Raw genomic sequence first — 18,984 nt, 5'->3', positions numbered from 1 at the left:
CTCACGCCGCTTGGATCTGGCACAGGGTCACCTTGCCCTCGTGCATGCCGGTGACCGGGTCGTAGCCGTAGGACGTGATCGTGTTGACGCTTTCGCCCAGCACGATCGGGTCTGAGCCCTTCGGATATTTGCCGCGTTGGTCGACGCCCTGGAACCAGCCGGAGAAGTGGAATGGCATGAACGCCACCCCCTTGCCGACGCGGTCGGTGACCAGCGCCTTGACGCGGGCCTTCGAGCTGTTTTCCGGACCGTAAACCCAAACCCAGCCGCCATCCTTGATACCGCGCTCGGCGGCATCCGAGGTGTTGACCTCCACGAACATGTCCTGCTGCAATTCCGCGAGCCATTTATTGGATCGGGTCTCTTCGCCGCCGCCTTCGTATTCAACGAGGCGTCCCGAAGTCAGGATGATCGGGAATTGCTTGGCGAGCCCCTTCTCGACCGCCGCCTTCTGGATCGAGAAGCCCACATTGGCCATGCGGAACTGACGCCCATCCGGACGCGTCGGATATTTTGCGACGAGATCGGGCCGCGCGGTGTAGATCGGCTCGCGATGCACCGGCACGGGATCCGGCAGATTCCACGCCACCGCGCGGGCCTTGCCGTTGCCATACGCCATCACGCCGTGCTCCAGCGTGACACGGATAATGCCGCCCGACAGGTCGACCGCCCAGCCGACGCCATCAGGGTTGTTGCCGCCGATCTTGTTGATGGTCGCAAGCTCGTCCGCGGTCAGATCCTTGTCCCAGCCGAGCTTCTTGAGCACGCCATAGGTGAACTCGGGATAGCCGTCAGTGAGCTCCGACCCCTTGCTGTAGGATCCTTCGGACAGCATGTTGACATTCTTGACCGAGCCGTCCGGCTGCTTCTCCTCGTAGACCACGCCGAAGCGCGCGCGGAACGTGCCGCCGCCATCCTTGGCGTGCAGGTTGGTGTTGTAGAGCGTGTGCGTGCCCGGATGTCGGATCTGCGGCGTGCCCCAGCACGGCCACGGCAGGCCGTAATAGTCACCGCCGATCTCCGGCTCGTCCGCCTTGGCGCGCAGGGTCACCAGGTCGAACTTGCCCTGGTTCTTCATGTGCGCCTTCAACCGCTCCGGCGACTGGCCGGAATAGCCGGTCGAGAAGCCGCCGCGGTTGATTTCCCGCAAGAGGTCCTCGGCCGACGGATGCTTGTTCTCGACCTTGATGTTCTTGAACATCTTGTCGGCGAAGCCGAGCTTTTCCGACAGCCGATAGATGATCTCGTAGTCGTCCTTCGATTCGAAGATCGGCTTGACGATCTGCTCGCCCCACTGCAGCGAACGGTTGGACGCCGTGCGCGAGCCGGAAGTTTCGAACTGGGTGCAGGCCGGCAGCAGGTAGGTGCCGTTCTTGCGCTCGGAGATCGCGGCAAAGGTTGTCGGATGCGGATCGGCGACCACCAGCAGCTCGAGCTTTTCGAGGCCCTTCACCATCTCCGTCATACGCGGCACGGTGTTACCGCCATGGCCCATGATGACCACGCCCTTCACGGCGTCGCGCTGATCGACGTCGTCGGGGTTGGACAGCGTCGCATCGAACCAGCGGGTCCACGGGATGCCCGGCAGCTCCATGTTCTGCTTGCGGGTGCGTGCCGGACGGCCCGCCTTCGCTGGCACTTCGTCGAAGCGCGACTGCAGGTAGTCGTACTCAACTTCCCAGACGCGCGCCCAATGCTTCCAGGCGCCTTCGACGAGGCCGTAGTAGAGCGGCAGCGTCACGATATCGAGCCCGATATCGGTCGCGCCCTGCACGTTGCAGTGGCCGCGGAAGATGTTGGCGCCCGAGCCGAAGGAGCCGACATTGCCGGTCGCCAGCAGCAGGTTGCAGTAAGCGCGGACGTTGGCCGTGCCGACCGTATGCTGGGTGCCGCCCATGCACCAGACAATGGTCGATGGCTTCTGCTTGGCAAAGGTCTCGGCAACTTTCTTCAGTTGCTCGCCGGGAATGCCGGTGACGCGCTCGACCTCTTCTGGCGTCCACTTCGCAACTTCGGCGCGGATCTGGTCCATGCCGTAGACGCGTTGCTTGATGAATTCCTTGTCTTCCCAGCCATTGTTAAAGATGTGGTGCAACATGCCCCAGATCACGGCAATATCGGTGCCGCCGCGGAATCTAACATATTCGGTTGCATGCGCCGCGGTGCGGGTGAAGCGCGGATCGAGCACGAATACGTTGGCGCGATTGAGCTCCTTGCCGGAAAGGATGTGCTGCAACGACACTGGATGCGCTTCGGCGGCGTTCGATCCCATGAAGATGATCGTCTTCGAGTTGCGCATGTCATTGTAGGAATTCGTCATCGCGCCGTAGCCCCAGGTATTGGCGACGCCGGCGACGGTGGTCGAATGACAGATGCGGGCCTGGTGATCGATCGAATTGGTGCCCCAGAACGCCGCGAACTTGCGGAACAGATAGCCGCCCTCGTTGGAGAACTTCGCGGAGCCGAGCAGATAGACGGAATCGGCGCCGGACTTGGCGCGGATCTCCAGCATCTTGTCGCCGATCTCGTTGATGGCCTGATCCCACGAGATCTTCTGCCACTCGCCGTTGACCAGCTTCATCGGATATTTCAGCCGGCGGTCGCCATGGACGAGTTCGCGCACGGCTGCGCCCTTGGCGCAATGCGAGCCGCGGTTGATCGGGCTGTCCCAGGCCGGCTCCTGGCCGACCCAGACGCCGTTCTGCACTTCGGCGATCACGGTGCAGCCGACCGAGCAATGCGTGCAGATGTTCTTTCTGATTTCGGTGGACGCGCCGACCTTCTCAGGCCCTGCCTGCGCCTTGCGCACCGAGCCGAGCGGCATCAGGCCGATCGCAGCGCCCGCGCCGGCCGCCAGACCGGACCGCCGCAGAAACGTACGGCGGTCGAGAACTCCCGACGCGAGGCCGGCGGCGATACCCTGCAAACGCGCCCTGCCCGCGGATCCATCTCTTCGCTTCATCAACATGTGCGTGGTCCCATCAATAGCGGTTGACGCGATAGAAATTCTTGACGTGGTCGCTTTCCTTGTAGCGCGCCTTGACGCGCTCGGCCTGCGACTCGTCCGCAGCCGCCTCGCTTCCAGTAAGCGGGACAACGGCTGCCGCGGCGACCGCCGAACCGCCCATCAGAAACAGGCTGCGCCGATCCACCCCCGCGGCCTGTGACTTTCCCTTACTCTCAGATGGCTTGCTCATTGCGATCTCTCCTATTCTCGTCGCCTTTCACCGTCACTCGGACAGCGTGAAGGCCTCAGATTCCAATTCCATGAAGACACGGCCGGTGCGGCCGACGGCGCGGTAGAAGCGCGCCGATTGCGACATTTCGAGATCGGCGAACATCCGCGCCGCCCATGGCTTGAGATGACGCTCGAAAAAGCGCGCATGCTCGGCGAACTCGGCCTCGAAGTCGCCGCGTGCGAGGCCCGCCATGACTTCGAGCAGGATGGCGATGTGATCTTCCGGCTCACGCGAGGTACCTGCGCGCTCGATTCCGAGCGCACGCAGATCCTCGCGCACCCGCGCCAGCGGACGCTCGTGAAGAAAGCCGGTGAGATAATAGGAAGCATAGGGCAGCAGTTCGCCGCGACCGAGCCCGATGAAAAGATCGAAGAACTCCTTGCTGACGGCGCGATCATCCGTCGCCGCAGCGGCAGATGCGAGTTCGACATGCGCCATGCCGAGATCGGAGCCGTCGCCCTTCAGCGTGGCAACCTGTTGCAGCGTTTCCGCATCCGGCGCCTTGCCAAGCAGCAACGACAACAGGCCGTATTCAGCGGCACGCAGTTGGTCGATCTCGTCGATTTCGGGTTTCGATGTCACCTGATCCTCGGACGATCCGTAGAGATCGGGGCGAAGGGCGAAACGGTCCACCTGCGTCAGTGTCTCGACCGCGAGAACCCGCTCGGCGGGAATACGCGACCATGCGGAAACGGAGGGCTGCGCAATGCCTAACCCCCGCGCCAGCGATCCGACGCCACCTGCTGCCTTAATTGCTAGTTCCAGTCCGGCATCACGCATGGTGCTACCGATATCTCCCCGCCCGCGCCCGCGTGCCTCTTATTCAGGCACACACTTTAGAACTGGAATTATTCCAGGAAGAAATTTGTAGCATAGGCGGGGCCTATGTCCGCAAATACTTTTGTCTAAACAATTGGTTTTGCGGTGCCATGGCGTCGCACTCGTTGCTGCGATGCAACAGATTTCGCTGCCTCTGATTCGCCCACCGATGCGGGTTCCCCTGTACCCCGTTTCGCTTCTGAAACGAGTTCCGTTTCTGTCGAGGGTTCATGAGACTGTCGCGGAGACTCCTCAGGAAGGTACTCCTGCGGTTTTGCCGAGACTTCACGTTCAGCCGGTTGTGGCGAAGGACCTGCCATCTCGGTTCCGGAATTTGCGTCGGAATTCGTTGTTTCGGCCGTCTGCTCGCCCATGATTTGCGCGACCAGCCGCGCCACATCGACGCCTGCGCCGAGCTCGCCACCGCCGGGCACTCCGCCCGGTGCGTTCCAGTCGTAGGCATATTCAAGTGCTGGACTGACGTAGTTGCGAATCGCGGGGTCCAACGCCCAGGACTTTCGCAAAGCTGCATTCCGCAAATGGTCGGGAACGCCTTTACGAAGAAAGGCAGTTATATCGGTGGCTTCTGTCAGCTCCTCGAGCTTGGGCAGCGTCGAGAGATCGAACTCCGGCTCGACCGCCTCGGCTTGCGCTGAGGGTGGAGCTGGCGAATCGCCGCTTTCGGCAGCCGGCGTATCCCGCTTCGGCTCGGTCTGTTTGGCTTCCTGCTTGCGCTGCGACCATCGCGCCAGAAAGCTCTTGTCTCGATCGGCTTCGTCCGGACCACTCATTTGCGACCCATCTTCTCGTCCGGCCCGCCGCCCGGCACGCGCGGCCGATCGCCGCTGGCGCGATCCCGCTTGCGCTTGTGAAACACGCGCTCGACATGGAATCGATCGACGAAGGCGGCAATCCATGACGCGATCTCAGGCGGCATCTGCACCGTGCCGATCACGTCGCAGCCGCTTTCGAACATCGCCTCCCCTTCGGTCGGGTCGGCGGTCACTTTCGTCAGCTCAAGCTCAGGACCACCATCCTGGCGCCGCAACGCAACCCAGATCCGCGGCTCCCCATCGGCAAGGTTGTCGCGGTAGTTCGCCGTTTCCGAGCTGAACAGGTCGATGCTGGCCGATCCAGCGTAATAGATCGTCGCGTCGGCTTCGGTGGACAGCGCAGTCCAGGGTGCGGTCGCGGGCACCTCATCCAGGATCATTGCCGGCGACCACAACTGGTCGATCCAGGGATTGTCGATCGAACGGCGCCGCACCACCACGCCGACCTCGCGGGATGCTTCCGTCATCGCCATGTCCCATCCTCCATTCGGTGGATCATGTGGCATTCGCGGCCGCGGCCAGCGGCAGCCCCGCAACCAGATTTTGCGGCTTTAGTCTCACCACCTTGTCCGCGCCCATGGCGAGGATGAGGTAAACCGGCTTGTCGCCGACCCGCTCGTCCACCAGCCGCGTATCTTCGAACGTCAGACGCATCAGCGCTACGATGCGTTCGGCAATGCCGCCCTCCAGCCGCTCGCCGCGCCACAGCGCATTGCCGATCCGCGTCGCCTCGCTGTCGAGGCCTATGAACCAGCGCCAGTCGCGATCCTCGATCGCGGCGATGGTTTCGACGTTGACGGTGATGCCGAGCAGATGAGCGATCCACCGCTCGATGACCCGGCAGAGCCCAGCCCGCGCTTTCTTGTTGCCGCCGATGTTCATCACCATCGCATGCGCATCCGACCGCGACCAGTAGGTCCAAGCGTTTTCGTCGTCCATGACGTCCATCTCGCCGAACGACTTCGGCTGCTGCAGCATAGCCGTGAGCGGCGATGAGTGCAGGTCGTGCTGGGCATGCTGCTCCGCTTCGATGACTTCCGCATCGGCGAGCAACAACGTGCCTTCGTGAACGGCGGCCAGTTGGCTGCGATAGAACAGCTCCGCGGCACGCAACGTATAAGGATCGTCGCAGCCTTCGAGCGCGTTGCGCAGGATCAGGTGGCACAATTGCGACAGAAAGATCGGCGGCAGATCGCCGGCACCCTTGCGGGCGAGCGCGACATAGACCGCCTCCAACGAGGGCGCCGCCATCAGCCGATCGCGGAAATTCACCATGAAGGACCAGTTTTCGCGCGCATCGGCATCGGCCAGCGCGGCGATATCGGCGTTCGAGACCGGGCGCAGCGGATCGGCCATCAGGCTCCCATGCAAATGGCGCTCGGCCTCGCAGGCGTCGGCCGGCGGCATCAATTCGGGCCGCGCCAAATAGGCCATGATGAGTTCGGGCGTCGCGACCAGCCCGCCATGATCCGCGCGGCGCGTGAGGTGATGGCCCGAGGCGACCCAGAATTCTCTCATGTACGATCCGTCGTCCTGGCGTCTGTCCTGATCAGCCCAAGAAGATCGACCTCTTCGGCAGGTTCAACATCGCCTTCGACTTCATGGAAGGTAAAGGCGCTGGCATGGGCGTGCAACCGGTCGGCATCCGCAGCAGCCGGGCGGGCTTTAAGGGTACGAAAGCGTTCGCGGATCTCGCCGTTTTCGACGCTGCGCTGAACGGCAAGCAACGTCTGCGGCGGATGTTCGCACAGGGAAGCTGCGAACGCGATCTCTTCCTCGGCGGCAAGACGCGCGGCATCCGCATCGGGCGCCCCAAATTTCTCCAGCAACTGGCTTGCAAGCCGCTCGATCATCGCCTCCCGTTCCGCTTCGCTCGCTTCAGTGACGACGGCAAGCGTCGACCATCCGAGACTGTCGATCCCGAGAAAGCCGGAACGCAGCGCTACGCGCTGCTTCTGGCCAAGCGTCGCCGGATCCCGGTTCCAAAAAACGAACGCGCCGGAAACCGCCCATTCGCCGGGTTCCGCCGCCCGTTCGAAGACGAAAGTATCGGACGGGTCCAGCCTGATGGTTCGCGGAAACTTCAACATATCCGCCTCATCCGAATTTCGGACCGCGCGCCTGCGGATCATACCAACTGACTCTTGCCAGCGCATCCACAAGACTGTTCCGCTCCGGCGCTCCGCCGCCGGCCGGCATGCCGACCAGAAGATCGCCATTAACGTCGATGCCCCGGCGCTCGCCGGCCTTGCTCTTGGGAAGCCGTTCCAGATAGTCCCGCGCGATCGCCTCGAAGCCGCGCTCTTGCCAGCGATCGAACGCGGTCATCAGGTGCCTGGTGAAGCTTTCGATGATGGCATCGGTATCGACCATCTCGAAACCCTCGCTCAGCAGGGACACGCCCGAGGCCGCCTGCACCTCCGGAACATGCGCCATGGCGGCCGCGCGCAGGATCACGCCGAAAACGAGCCATGACGGTGTGTCGTCTTCGGTGCATTCAGCGGGCCAGCCGAGCCGCCCGCCGCCAAGCAATCCCGCGTCAAACCGGATTCCGTCGGGCCAATCGAAACTGACCTCTCGTTCCGGCGGACAATGAGCCGCAATCGCATCCGCCAGCGCATTCATGCCGGCAAAGAACGCCCGCCGCGCCGATTTGAGCGGCTCGTCGGGTTCAAGCACCACCGCAAATTCGACCAGATCGTAGCGGCGCACCCATACCAGCGTTCCGGCCCCCGCCTCCGCCGCGATCTCGCGAGCATGGGCAAAGGCGTCGCCGAGCTCGCGCAACGCGACCAAAGTATAACCGGGTGGCAAATCGAGCGTCTGTTCCATATCTCTTGGACGAACGATCACGAGCGGCTAATCCCTAGTTGCTCCACGAGCCGCCTGTGTATGCTATTCCGTGCATGTTGGCCACGCGAGCGGCCTTTGTATCTTGCAGATATCCGTCCGAGCGGTTACCGCAGAACCGTAGGATGAAGCAACAACCCGCTTGATGCTCCGGGTTCAAGGTATTTCAAAATGAGTGCGGCGAAGTCTCGCCTCCTGATTTGCAGTTGCGAGAAGACCATGCCGCTCGATGCGGAAGCGATCGGTCGCGGCTGCATGGGCAAGATCACGCAGGCAAATCAGCTCTGCGGGCTCGAACTCGACCGCTTCAAGGAGGCGCTCGCCGAGGGCGCGCCGATTACGGTTGCCTGCACCCAGGAAGCGCCGCTGTTTCGGGAAGTAGCGGAGAACACCTCGCAAGCCCAGCTCACCTTCGTCAACATCCGCGAGACCGGCGGCTGGTCAAAGGACGCCGCGGCAGCCGGTCCGAAAGCCGCAGCGCTGATTGCTGCGGCGGGCGAAGAAATGCCGCCGCTCTCGCTGGTGACGCTCGAGAGCAGCGGCGTCGCACTGATCTATGGCCGTGACGAAATCGCCATCGAGGCGGCGCAGCGTCTCGCCGATCGTTTGGACATTACCGTGCTTCTGACCAAGCCCGGCGATGTGATCCCACGCCGCACCAACGAATTTCCCGTGCTCAAAGGCACGATCCGCAACGCCCGCGGCCATCTCGGTCAATTCGAGCTTGCGATCGACGACTACGCGCTGCCGTCCCCCTCCTCGCGCGCCAAGCTCGTGTTCGGACCCTCGCGCAACGGCGCGACGTCGACCTGCGATCTGATCCTCGATTTATCGGGCGGTACACCGCTGTTCCCCGCGCATGAACTGCGTCCCGGCTATCTGCGCGCCGATCCGCGCGACAAGGCCGCCGTCGAGCGCGCGATCGCAGATGCCGGCGGCCTGGTTGGCACCTTCGACAAGCCGCGCTTTGTCAATTTCGAACCGTCGCTCTGCGCGCATTCGCGCTCATCCATTACCGGATGCACGCGCTGTCTTGACCTCTGTCCGACCGGCGCGATCACGCCGAACGGGAACGCGGTTGCGATCGATGCCAATGTCTGCGCCGGCTGCGGCTCCTGTGCGTCGGTATGTCCGACCGGCGCAGCGTCTTATGCATTGCCGAGCGCGGACGCGCTGATGCGGCGGCTGCGCACACTGCTGCAGACTTACCGCACGGCGGGCGGCAGCGACGCCGTGATCTTGTTTCATGACGGCGAGCATGGCGAGGATATCATCGATGCTCTGGCGCGGTTCGGCGAGGGTTTGCCGGCCAACGTACTGCCGCTGCGCGTCAACGAAGTAACGCAGGTCGGACCGGAGATCATCGCGTCCGTCTTCGCCTATGGCGGTAGCGGCGTCGCGCTGCTGACGCGCGCAAAGCCCCGTCACGATATCGCGGCGCTTCGCCGCGCGGTCGAGACATCGGATCGGATCGTTAGCGCGCTCGGCTTCGGTGCCGGGATCGTCCAGATCATTGAAACCGACGACCCGGACCAACTGCGCGCCATGCTGGATGCTGCCCCTCGCGGGATAGCAACGCAAAAGCCGGCCGGCTTTGTGCCGCGCGGGGCGAAGCGCGGCCTGCTCGAAACGACGTTTCGCGAGCTTCATCTCGCCGCGCCTGCGCCCGTCGAAGTCGTGCCGCTGGCGCCGGGCGCTCCCTTCGGCACCGTGAAGCTGAATGTCGACGGCTGCACCCTCTGCCATGCCTGCGTCACTGCCTGCCCGACTGGCGCGCTATCAGATAACCCCGATCGCGCGATGCTACGCTTCACCGAAAGCCTGTGCGTGCAGTGCGGGCTCTGCCAATCCACCTGCCCGGAAAAAGTCATCAGCATCGAACCGCGTCTCGACTTTCAGGCCTGGAACACGCCGCAGCGCGTGCTGAAGGAGGAAGAGCCGTTCAACTGCATCGCTTGCGGCAAACCCTTCGGCACCAAGAGCTCGATCGATCGCGTGCTGGCCAAGCTCGGCGGCGAGAGGCACTGGATGTTCCAGGGCGCCAACGCGAAGCGCCTCGACGTCATCAAGATGTGCGCGGATTGCCGCGTCGAAGCGGTGGTGAACGAGAGTTTCGACCCGCATGCGGTGCCGCAGCGGCCGCCGGTCATGTCGACGGAAGATTATCTGCGCGCGCGCGAAGTGAAGAAGGACGATCCGCTTGGATCGTGAGCCGCCAGTGTCCGCCACCCCTTCAGATCTCAAGGCCCGCGCGACCTCAAAGGCCGCCGGCATTCCCGGCGTCAAGCACGTCATCGCCGTCGCCTCTGGCAAGGGCGGCGTCGGAAAGTCGACCACCTCGTGCAATCTCGCGCTTGGCTTCGCCGCGCTCGGACTGAAGGCCGGCATTCTCGATGCCGACATCTACGGTCCGTCGCAACAAAAACTGTTCGGACTGCGCGGCAAGCCGCGCCAACTCGGCCCGCGCATGCTGGAGCCGCTGGAGCGGTTTGGCGTCAAGGTGATGTCGATCGGCTTTCTGGTCGAGGAAGACAGCGCCATGATCTGGCGTGGCCCGATGGTGATCTCGGCGATCACGCAGATGCTGCGCGAAGTCGCATGGGACGATCTCGATATCCTGGTCGTCGACCTGCCGCCCGGCACCGGCGACGCCCAGCTCACCATGGCGCAACAGGCGCCGCTGGCCGGCGCGATCATCGTCTCGACGCCGCAGGACATCGCCTTGATCGACGCGCGGCGCGGCATCGCCATGTTTCAGAAGGTGAGCATTCCGATCCTGGGCGTGATCGAGAACATGTCGAGCTTCTGCTGCCCGACCTGCAACCACGTCACGCCGATCTTCGGCCACGGCGGCGCGCGGACGGAAGCCGAACGCCGCGGCGTTCCCTATCTCGGCGAGATACCGCTGGATATGCAGATTCGCCAGACCTCCGACGATGGCCGGCCGATCGTCGCCGTCGAGCCCGACGGCGTTCACGCCAAGCATTATGTGAGTATTGCGCGTGAAGTCTGGACCGCGATCGTAACCGGCGCGGCGCACCGGCCACCGCCGCGCATCGTCATCGAATAGGCGCAGCCCGGTAGCTCACGGGCTCATAAAGATCGCGTCGATCCGCTCTGCGCCGCCGGCAAGGCCGAGCGCTCGCAATTCGTCGCGATACAGGTCAACGATGAGAATCGACAGCACCACGAAAAGAACGGTGGCAACCAACACCAGAATTCGCGAGACCGATGTGTCGGTTGCCTCGCGTTCCGCGGCCATCCGATCCCGAGATCTGCTCCAGAGCGGTGCCATGAGAGCCAGCAAGGCATAGAGCATTGCGATCTCTCCTCTCTGCGTCGCGCTTCCGAAGCGTAAACCGGCCGCAGGCCAATGTCGATAATTGTCCGGCACGATTGCTCTGAGCACAACATCGCCTACAAGCAGATGTGGCGGGAGCATGCGTGTGCTGGCGGGCTAACGCGCCTCCTCGAAGCCGCCGAGCACAGCCGTGAGATTGGCGCCAAGAATATCCGAGAGATAACCGCCCTCCTGGACGAAAACCGTCGGCAGGCCCAATCGGGCGATCGCGGCGCCGATGCGGCGGAAGCCGGCCGTGGTCACCGCAAGACCGGCGAGCGGATCGTGCTCCGAGGCATCGAGGCCGAGCGCCACCACCAGCGCGCCGGGCGCAAACGCGCGGATGGTTTTTTCGGCATCGCCGAGCGCCCTGATGTAATCGTCATCCCCGGTGCCCTTCGGCAGCGGGATGTTCAGATTGGCGCCGAGGCCCGGACCGGCACCGCGCTCATGCGCATATCCCCACACGAAGGGATAGAAGAAGACGGGATCGGCATGGATCGACACCGTCAGCACGTCGGAGCGCTCATAGAAGATACCCTGCGTGCCGTTGCCGTGATGCACGTCCACATCGAGGATTGCCACGCGCTCATGCTGCAGCCGAAGCTGCGCCGCTGCCACCGCGCTGTTGTTGAAGAAACAGAAGCCGCCCGACATGTCGGCATAGGCGTGATGGCCCGGTGGCCGGCACAGCGCATAGACGGCGTCTTCGCCGTCCAGGACGAGTTGCGCCGCGGTCGTGGCAACGTCGGTGGCGGCACAGGCGGCGGCGTAAGTGCCCTTGCCGATCGGAGCCGCGGTATCCGCCGCGTGCCAGCCGAGACGGCCGACGATATGGGTTGGATATGTCGCGCCGTAGCGAACCGGGTGGATGTTGGCGATCATCTCCGAACCGGAATCACCGAGCGCGACCCAGGCGTCCCAGGCTTCCTCCAGAAAACGCAGATACTCCGCGCTGTGAACGCGCGCCCGCGGGCCTTGGCCGAACACCGTCGGCTCAACGAGGCTGTGCTTGCCGGCCTTAAGTCCCGCCAGCAACCGGTCGGCACGCTCGGGCTGCTCGGTGGTGCGCTTGATGACGCCGCGCACCAGGAAGAATTGCGGATCGTGGCTTCGATGCAGTTCGGTGTAGACGGCCTTCACACGGATGCTCCGTTGGTTGGAAACAGGATGCTGTTCGGCTCAGTGGCATTGCCGAGCGGCGGCGTGAGCTCTCGCACCAGCCTGCCAACTTCGCGCCAGGCGTGGCCGATATGGTAGTCGACGTGCGCGGTGATGCGCTCCGGATGACCGGCTTCGATCGCCGCCAGCAGCGGCTCGTGGGTCCTCGCGATCTCGTGCGGGTCGTCGTAAAGGCGGCCGATCAGGCCGATGACCATGCGCAGCTCTGCTGCGAGATCATCGAACAATCGCAGCAGGCGGCGGTTATCCGCGATTTCAAAAATCAGCCGGTGAAAGCGATAATCCTCTTCCACCTGCCGGGCGGGATCGTCGAGATCGGCGGTCCGGTGCAGAACATCGATTTGCCGCCGCAACATATCTCGCGACCCCGGAGAGAGACGCTTCGCCGCCAGCACGCTGGCATGCCGTTCGATGCACAGACGCAAATCGTAGATCTCGTCGATGTTTCTGATTTCGAGTTTGCGGACGAAAAAGCCGCGGCGCGGGCTCGCGACCAGCAGCCCCTGTTTCTCCAGAAGGCGTGCCGCTTCGCGCACCGGCGCGCGGCTGACGCCTAATTCCCGGGCAACCCCCGCCTCTACCACCTTGGAGCCAGGAGGCAGCCGGCCCTGAACAATGGCCTGCATCAGGATTCGAGCGATCTGGCCGACCAGATCGCTGTCCGCAAGTGCCGGTAATCCAACCGGAAGAGACATAGGCCGCATCGGCTAAACCCGCGCCAGTCTGTGATTATTTTTTAATCGTCGATTGTCGACACTTTAATCTTGCCCAGATGCTGCGCGGCACGCAAGCTGAAAAAGTTGAAAATGGATAGGCGGAAATGACAAGCGCAGCCCACCACACCGCGAAGGCCTGGCCGGCGGTGGACGACCAGACCCGGCAAATCCGGACCGACCTCGCAGCGGCCTACCGGCTGATTCACCGGCTCGGTCTCGACGACAGCATCTACACCCACATCTCCGTCCGCCTTCCGGGCCGGCAAGACCGCTTTCTCATCAACCCCTATGGTTTGCGTTTCGAGGAAGTGACGGCGTCTAACCTGGTGACGGTCGATCTCGACGGCAATGTCATCGACGATCCCACGGGGCTCGGCATCAACCCGGCCGGCTTCACCATTCACAGTGCGATCCACGCCGCGCGGCATGACGCGATCTGCGTCCTGCACACGCACACGGTCGCGGGCATCGCCGTCGCCTGCCAGAAGCAGGGGCTGCTGCCGCTCAATCAATGGTCGCTGCAGTTTACTGATTGCCTCGCCTATCACGACTATGAAGGCATCGCGCTCGATCTCGACGAGCGATCGCGCCTGGTCGCCGATCTCGGCGACAAGTTCGTGATGGTGTTGCGCAATCACGGCATGCTGACCTGCGGGCGCTCCGTCGCCGAAGCCTTCAAGCTGATGCACAATCTGGAGCGCTCCTGCCGCGCCCAACTGGCAATCCAGTCATCGGGTTCTGAGGTCATCGAGCTATCCGCAGCCGTCGCCCGCAAGACGGCCGGCCAATACGCAAGCTTCTACGACGCGATCGAAACCAATGGCGTGCCCGACAGCGAATGGGCTGCCTTCAAGCGGATGCTCGAGCGGACCGATCCCGACTTTGCCAACTGATAGACCCGCCCTCGCCGAAGTGAGAGCGCCAAAAACCTTTTCTTTAAACGAGGTATGCGATGCCCAAGCGTAAGATTTTGATGAGCTTTGCTGCGATCTGCATGCTGAGCACCGCGGCGGTGGCCGAGGGGCCGAAAGCAGGCGGCGTCGTCAATGCCGTGATCCAGCCCGAGCCGCCGAGCCTGATGATGGGCCTGGTGCAGAACGGCCCGACGCAGATGGTGGCCGGCAATATCTATGAAGGCCTGCTGCGCTACAGCCCCAAGCTCGATCCCCTGCCCGGCCTCGCCGAAAGCTGGTCGGTCAGCGAGGACGGCAAGGTCTACACCTTCAAGCTCGTGAAGGGCGTGACCTGGCATGACGGCAAGCCGTTCACCGCGGCCGACGTGCTGTTCTCGATCGAGTTCCTGAAGCAGACCCATGCGCGTGCGCGCGGCAATCTTGCGCAGCTCGAAAAAGTGGAAGCACCGGATGAATCCACCGTCGTCTTCACGCTGAAGCAGCCGTTCGGCCCGTTCATCGGCATCTTCGAAGTCGGCTCGCTGCCGATGATTCCGAAGCACCTCTATGAAGGCACCGATTTCAAGACCAACCCGGCCAACAACACCCCTGTTGGTACCGGCCCCTTCATGTTTAGGGAATGGCAGAAGGGCTCGTTCATTCGCCTCGTCAAGAATCCGAGCTACCACGTCAAGGGCAAGCCCAACATCGACGAGATCTATTGGCACGTGATTCCGGACGCCGCCGCGCGTTCGGTCGCTTACGAGACCGGCAAGGTCGACGTGCTGCCCGGCGGCTCAGTCGAAAACTTCGACGTGCCGCGCTTGAGCAAACTGAAAAACACCTGCGTCACCGGCGCCGGCTGGGAATTCTTCAGCCCGCATTCCTGGCTCTGGCTCAACAACCGCTCTGGCCCCACCGCGAACAAGAAATTCCGCCAGGCGCTGATGTTTGCGATCGATCGCAACATGGCCAAGGACGTGGTCTGGAACGGCCTCGGCAAGATTGCGACAGGTCCATCCGGCTCGGCGATCAAGTACTACACCAGCGAGGTGCCGAAATACGACTACGATCCGGCCAAGGCGAAGACCCTGCTCAAGGAAGCCGGCTACAAGGGCGAGAAGGTTCGCATGCTGCCGCTGCCCTATGGCGAAACGTGGCAGCGCTGGGCCGAGATGGTCCGCCAGAACCTGCAGGACGTCGGGATCAACGTCGAGATGATCGCGACCGACGTCCCCGGCTGGAACCAGAAAGTCAGCGAGTGGGACTACGACATCGCGTTCACTTATCTCTACCAGTACGGCGATCCCGCGCTCGGCGTCGGTCGCAACTATGTCTCGAGCCAGATCGCCAAGGGCTCGCCGTTCAACAACGTTGAAGGCTATTCGAATCCCGAGATCGACAGGCTGTTCGCCGATGGCGCAGTCGCCTTCCCCGATGCGGCGCGCGAGGAGATCTACGCGAAGGCGCAGAAGATCCTCGTCGAGGACGTACCGGTCGCATGGATGCTCGAACTGCAATTCCCGACCATCACCCGCTGCAGCGTTAAGAACCTGATCACGACCGGCATCGGCGTCAACGACGGTTTCCGCGACGCCTGGATCGAGAAGTAATCGCCGCCTCGTCGGGTGTCGGGGTTCAATCCTGACGCCCGAACACCGCGCCTCCAACGCCAGCGACAGCCCATGATCTCCTTCATCGCCCAGCGGATCGCGAAAGCTATCGTCGTTCTTCTCGCGCTTGTTGTCATGAACTTCTTCCTGATCCGGATGGCGCCGGGCGATCCGGCGGTCGTGATGGCGGGCGAAGCCGGCGCGGGCGACCAGCTCTTCATCGCCCAGCTCCGCGAGAAGTTCGGCCTCGACCAGCCGCTGCCGGTGCAACTGTTCCTGTATGTCAAAGGCATCCTCAGCCTCGATCTCGGATTTTCGTTCCGCCAGCAGATGCCGGTCTCGAAGCTGATCCTCGATCGCCTGCCGGCGACGCTATTGCTGACGGGCACCGCGTTTGCGATCTCGCTCGCGTTCGGCATCCTGTTCGGCGCATTGGCCGCGCGCTTTGCCGGCACCTGGGCCGACACCGTGATTACGATCGCTGCGCTGATCTTCTACGCCACGCCGCTGTTCTGGGTCGCGTTGATGGCGATTCTGTTGTTTTCGGTCACGATGGATTGGCTGCCGAGTTTTGGTTACGAAACGGTCGGCGCAGGCTACACCGGCCTTGCGCATGTCCTCGACGTCGCCGCCCATCTGATCCTGCCGGCGACGACGATCGGGCTGTTCTTCATGGCGACCTACGCCCGCATGACGCGTGCCTCGATGCTGGAGGTTAGTCGGCTCGACTTCGTCAAGACCGCGCGCGCCAAAGGCCTGTCGGATGCCGTGATCCAGCGCCGTCACGTGCTGCGCAACGCGCTGTTGCCGGTGGTCACGCTCGCAGGCCTGCAGGCCGGCACGCTGGTCGGCGGCGCCGTGCTGACCGAAACCGTGTTCGCCTGGCCCGGCATCGGACGACTGATGTACGAGGCGCTGCTGCAGCGCGACTACAATCTGTTGCTCGGCGTCTTCGTCGTCTGCTCGGCCATGGTGCTGGCCTTCAACCTGATCACGGACCTCCTCTATCGCTCCGTCGATCCCCGCATCGAGTTCGCCGCATGAAACAGGTTTCGCGAATGCTGTTGCGCAATCCCGGCGCCATGATCGGCATCACGATCCTCATCGTTGCGGTGACTGTCGCTCTGATTGGCCCGCTGCTGTTTCCGACCTCGCCGTGGCGCATGGTGCAGCGGCCGTTCCTGCCGCCGTTCACGCTGGCCGGCTTTCCGCTCGGCACCGATGCGCTCGGCCGCGACGTGATGGCCGGCATCATCTATGGCGCGCGCGTCTCGCTGCTGGTCGGCCTGATCTCGACGCTGGCCTCGCTCGCGGTCGGCATTCCGCTCGGCGCGGTGGCCGGATATTTCGGCGGCAAGATCGACGATGCCCTGATGCGGTTCACCGAATTCTTCCAGACCGTTCCGAGCTTTGCGCTGGCGATCGTGCTCGTCGCGATCATGCAACCGTCCATCGTCTCGATCGTGGCGGCCATCGCCATCGTGAGCTGGCCGCCGGTGGCACGGCTGGTGCGCGGCGAGGTGCTGTCGTTGCGCACGCGCGACTACGTCCAGGCGGCGGTGGTGACCGGCCAGACTAATTGGTGGATCATCTGGCGCGAGATCCTGCCCAACGCGCTGTCGCCCGTCATCGTGCTGGCTTCGCTCATGGTCGCGACCGCGATTCTCCTGGAGTCCTCGCTCTCCTTCCTCGGCCTCGGCGACCCCAACCTGATGTCGTGGGGCTACATGGTCGGCGCCGGCCGCACCGTGATCCGTCAGGCCTGGTGGATCACGGTATTCCCCGGCATCGCCATTCTGGTTTCGGTGCTGGCGCTGAACCTGATCGGCGAAGGCCTCAACGACGCGCTCAACCCTCGCCTCGCCAAGGGAGGGCGCTGAGCATGGCCGTCGTCGTCAAGAACCTGAAGCTTGCGCTGCCGCCGGGCAGTGACCGTGCCCACGCCGTGGACGACGTTTCGTTCGATCTCACCGCCGGAAAAATCCTTTGCGTGGTCGGTGAATCCGGCTCCGGCAAATCGATGTGCGCCCACGCGCTGATGGGGCTGCTGCCGGATACCGTGACGGCAGAATCCGGAGAGATTCTGTTCGAGGGAAAGAACCTCTTGTCGCTCAGCCCGGCGGAATGGCTGGCGTTCCGCGGCCGCGGCATCGCGATGGTGTTCCAGGAGCCGATGACGGCGCTCAATCCATTGATGCGCATCGGCGAGCAGATCGCCGAGATGTTCGAGGCGCATGGCCTATTGACGCCGAAGGAGCGGCAGCAGAAAGCCCTCGCCTTGATCCGCGAAGTCGGCCTGCCCGATCCCGAGCGCGCGGTGCGCGCCTATCCCCATCAACTATCCGGGGGCCAGCGCCAGCGCGCCATGATCGCGATGGCGCTGGCGCTCGAACCCGCCGTGCTGGTGGCCGACGAGCCGACGACCGCGCTCGATGTCACAACACAGGCGCAGATCCTCAAGCTGATCCGCGACCTGCAGCGCCGCCGCAACATGGCCGTCATGTTCATCACCCATGATTTCGGCGTCGTCGCCGAGATTGCCGATCGCGTCGTCGTGCTTCAGCACGGCAAGGTGGTCGAGCAAGGCACCGCCGACGACGTGCTGTTGCGCGCGCAACATCCCTATACCCGCGCATTGCTCGCCGCCGTTCCAACCCTGCAGCCGCCGCAGCGGATGCCCCTGCCCGATCGCAATAAGGCGGTGGAAGTGATCGGACTCGGCAAGACATACGTCAGCGGTGGCGGCTGGTTCCGCAGCGAGCGCCGCGTACAAGCGGCGAAGGACGTCAGCTTCGACATTTTTCGCGGCGAGACGCTTGGGCTGGTCGGCGAATCCGGTTCGGGAAAATCGTCCGTCGCCCGCCTCGTGATGCGCCTGATCGAGCCGGACGCCGGCACCGTGCGTATTGGCGATGTCGATCTCACCCGGATCGGCGGCAAGGCTTTGCGCGAGCAGCGCCGCCGCATCCAGATGGTGTTTCAGGATCCGTTCGCCTCGCTCAATCCGCGCCGGAAGGTCGGCAACATCATCACCGACGGGCCGATTGCGCATGGCGTCGATCCGGCGGCAGCGCGAAAACGCGCCGGCGAGTTGCTCAGCCTCGTCGGCCTCAATGCGAGCGCGATGGAACGCTTTCCGCATGAATTCTCCGGCGGGCAACGCCAGCGCATCGGAATTGCGCGGGCGCTCGCGCTCGACCCGGAAATCCTGGTTGCCGACGAAGCCGTCTCCGCGCTCGACGTATCCGTGCAGGCACAGGTCCTGGACCTCCTGGAAGATTTGAAGGCGCGGCTGGGCCTGTCGATGCTGTTCATTACTCACGATCTGCGCGTGGCAGCGCAGATTTGCGACCGTATCGCCGTGATGCAGCACGGCGCGATCGTCGAACTCAAATCTGCATCGCTCCTGTTCGCGGCCCCCGAGCACGCCTACACGCGCGAGCTGCTTTCCGCAGTACCCGGGCAAACGTCGTCGTCCAAGGCTGCATGAACAAGGCAG

Annotated in this window: 18 protein-coding genes; 7 read left to right on the top strand and 11 right to left on the bottom strand. The window is 63.5% G+C overall.

All coding sequences use genetic code 11. The features are described from left to right. Position 1: 1 nt before the first annotated feature. From KJQ96_RS03405 to KJQ96_RS03370, 8 genes are all read right to left on the bottom strand, one after another. Complete coding sequence (locus KJQ96_RS03405) at positions 2 to 2,968, bottom strand: formate dehydrogenase subunit alpha (RefSeq protein WP_213285297.1); 2,967 nt, start codon at positions 2,966 to 2,968, stop codon at positions 2 to 4. A gap of 13 nt (positions 2,969 to 2,981) precedes the next feature. Further along, entirely contained in the window at positions 2,982 to 3,197 is a 216-nt protein-coding gene (locus tag KJQ96_RS03400) for a hypothetical protein (protein WP_213285296.1), read from the bottom strand. Positions 3,198 to 3,230: 33 nt separating this feature from the next. Beyond that, positions 3,231 to 4,019: a molecular chaperone TorD family protein gene (locus KJQ96_RS03395; protein ID WP_213285295.1), complete on the bottom strand. Its 789-nt coding sequence runs from the start codon at positions 4,017 to 4,019 to the stop codon at positions 3,231 to 3,233. Between the two features lie 125 nt (positions 4,020 to 4,144). After that, the gene (locus KJQ96_RS03390) at positions 4,145 to 4,849 is read right to left on the bottom strand and encodes a DUF3306 domain-containing protein (RefSeq protein ID WP_213285294.1); all 705 of its coding nucleotides are present in this window, start codon (positions 4,847 to 4,849) and stop codon (positions 4,145 to 4,147) included. Then, on the bottom strand, positions 4,846 to 5,358 hold the full coding sequence (locus tag KJQ96_RS03385) for a DUF3305 domain-containing protein (protein WP_213285293.1): 513 nt from the start codon (positions 5,356 to 5,358) through the stop codon (positions 4,846 to 4,848). The genes KJQ96_RS03390 and KJQ96_RS03385 overlap by 4 nt, the downstream gene beginning before the upstream one ends. A gap of 28 nt (positions 5,359 to 5,386) precedes the next feature. Then, positions 5,387 to 6,409: a DUF6352 family protein gene (locus KJQ96_RS03380; protein WP_213285292.1), complete on the bottom strand. Its 1,023-nt coding sequence runs from the start codon at positions 6,407 to 6,409 to the stop codon at positions 5,387 to 5,389. Continuing rightward, positions 6,406 to 6,981: a DUF6505 family protein gene (locus KJQ96_RS03375; protein WP_213285291.1), complete on the bottom strand. Its 576-nt coding sequence runs from the start codon at positions 6,979 to 6,981 to the stop codon at positions 6,406 to 6,408. Before KJQ96_RS03375 ends, KJQ96_RS03380 begins: the two co-directional genes overlap by 4 nt. Positions 6,982 to 6,988: 7 nt before the next feature. Next, on the bottom strand, positions 6,989 to 7,723 hold the full coding sequence (locus tag KJQ96_RS03370; RefSeq protein WP_213285502.1) for a biotin/lipoate--protein ligase family protein: 735 nt from the start codon (positions 7,721 to 7,723) through the stop codon (positions 6,989 to 6,991). Between the two features lie 189 nt (positions 7,724 to 7,912). Between KJQ96_RS03370 and KJQ96_RS03365 the strand changes: the two genes are divergently transcribed. Both KJQ96_RS03365 and KJQ96_RS03360 read left to right on the top strand, forming a co-directional pair. Further along, complete coding sequence (locus tag KJQ96_RS03365) at positions 7,913 to 9,952, top strand: 4Fe-4S binding protein (protein WP_213285290.1); 2,040 nt, start codon at positions 7,913 to 7,915, stop codon at positions 9,950 to 9,952. A 7-nt stretch (positions 9,953 to 9,959) separates the two neighbouring features. Beyond that, positions 9,960 to 10,811, top strand: a complete 852-nt coding sequence (locus KJQ96_RS03360; RefSeq protein ID WP_213285289.1) for an Mrp/NBP35 family ATP-binding protein — start codon at positions 9,960 to 9,962, stop codon at positions 10,809 to 10,811. 15 nt (positions 10,812 to 10,826) lie between these two features. Here the strand turns inward: KJQ96_RS03360 and KJQ96_RS03355 are convergent, their stop codons facing one another. The 3 genes from KJQ96_RS03355 to KJQ96_RS03345 form a co-directional block, all read right to left on the bottom strand. Then, on the bottom strand, positions 10,827 to 11,060 hold the full coding sequence (locus KJQ96_RS03355; RefSeq protein WP_213285288.1) for a hypothetical protein: 234 nt from the start codon (positions 11,058 to 11,060) through the stop codon (positions 10,827 to 10,829). Positions 11,061 to 11,198: 138 nt separating this feature from the next. Then, positions 11,199 to 12,224 (bottom strand): histone deacetylase family protein, encoded by a 1,026-nt coding sequence (locus tag KJQ96_RS03350; RefSeq protein WP_213285287.1) that lies wholly within the window; start codon positions 12,222 to 12,224, stop codon positions 11,199 to 11,201. Further along, positions 12,221 to 12,958 carry a GntR family transcriptional regulator gene (locus tag KJQ96_RS03345; RefSeq protein WP_249733693.1) on the bottom strand — a complete coding sequence of 246 codons (738 nt, stop codon included), beginning with the start codon at positions 12,956 to 12,958 and terminating at the stop codon, positions 12,221 to 12,223. The genes KJQ96_RS03350 and KJQ96_RS03345 overlap by 4 nt, the downstream gene beginning before the upstream one ends. A gap of 125 nt (positions 12,959 to 13,083) precedes the next feature. Between KJQ96_RS03345 and KJQ96_RS03340 the strand changes: the two genes are divergently transcribed. The 5 genes from KJQ96_RS03340 (at position 13,084) to KJQ96_RS03320 (ending at position 18,975) form a co-directional block, all read left to right on the top strand. Then, complete coding sequence (locus KJQ96_RS03340; RefSeq protein WP_213285285.1) at positions 13,084 to 13,872, top strand: class II aldolase/adducin family protein; 789 nt, start codon at positions 13,084 to 13,086, stop codon at positions 13,870 to 13,872. Positions 13,873 to 13,931: 59 nt separating this feature from the next. Continuing rightward, the gene (locus KJQ96_RS03335) at positions 13,932 to 15,485 is read left to right on the top strand and encodes an ABC transporter substrate-binding protein (RefSeq protein ID WP_213285284.1); all 1,554 of its coding nucleotides are present in this window, start codon (positions 13,932 to 13,934) and stop codon (positions 15,483 to 15,485) included. A gap of 72 nt (positions 15,486 to 15,557) precedes the next feature. Then, positions 15,558 to 16,529, top strand: a complete 972-nt coding sequence (locus KJQ96_RS03330; protein ID WP_213285283.1) for an ABC transporter permease — start codon at positions 15,558 to 15,560, stop codon at positions 16,527 to 16,529. Continuing rightward, complete coding sequence (locus tag KJQ96_RS03325; RefSeq protein WP_213285282.1) at positions 16,526 to 17,365, top strand: ABC transporter permease; 840 nt, start codon at positions 16,526 to 16,528, stop codon at positions 17,363 to 17,365. Before KJQ96_RS03330 ends, KJQ96_RS03325 begins: the two co-directional genes overlap by 4 nt. A 2-nt stretch (positions 17,366 to 17,367) precedes the next feature. Continuing rightward, a complete protein-coding gene (locus tag KJQ96_RS03320; protein ID WP_213285281.1) occupies positions 17,368 to 18,975 on the top strand; it encodes an ABC transporter ATP-binding protein in 1,608 nt (535 codons plus the stop codon). The last annotated feature ends 9 nt before the right edge of the window (positions 18,976 to 18,984 follow it).

The sequence above is a fragment of the Bradyrhizobium sp. sGM-13 genome (assembly GCF_018398875.1).
Classification (GTDB): domain Bacteria; phylum Pseudomonadota; class Alphaproteobacteria; order Rhizobiales; family Xanthobacteraceae; genus Bradyrhizobium.
Note: the sequence above shows the minus strand (reverse complement) of the source record. Positions and strands in the feature narration are given on the sequence as shown.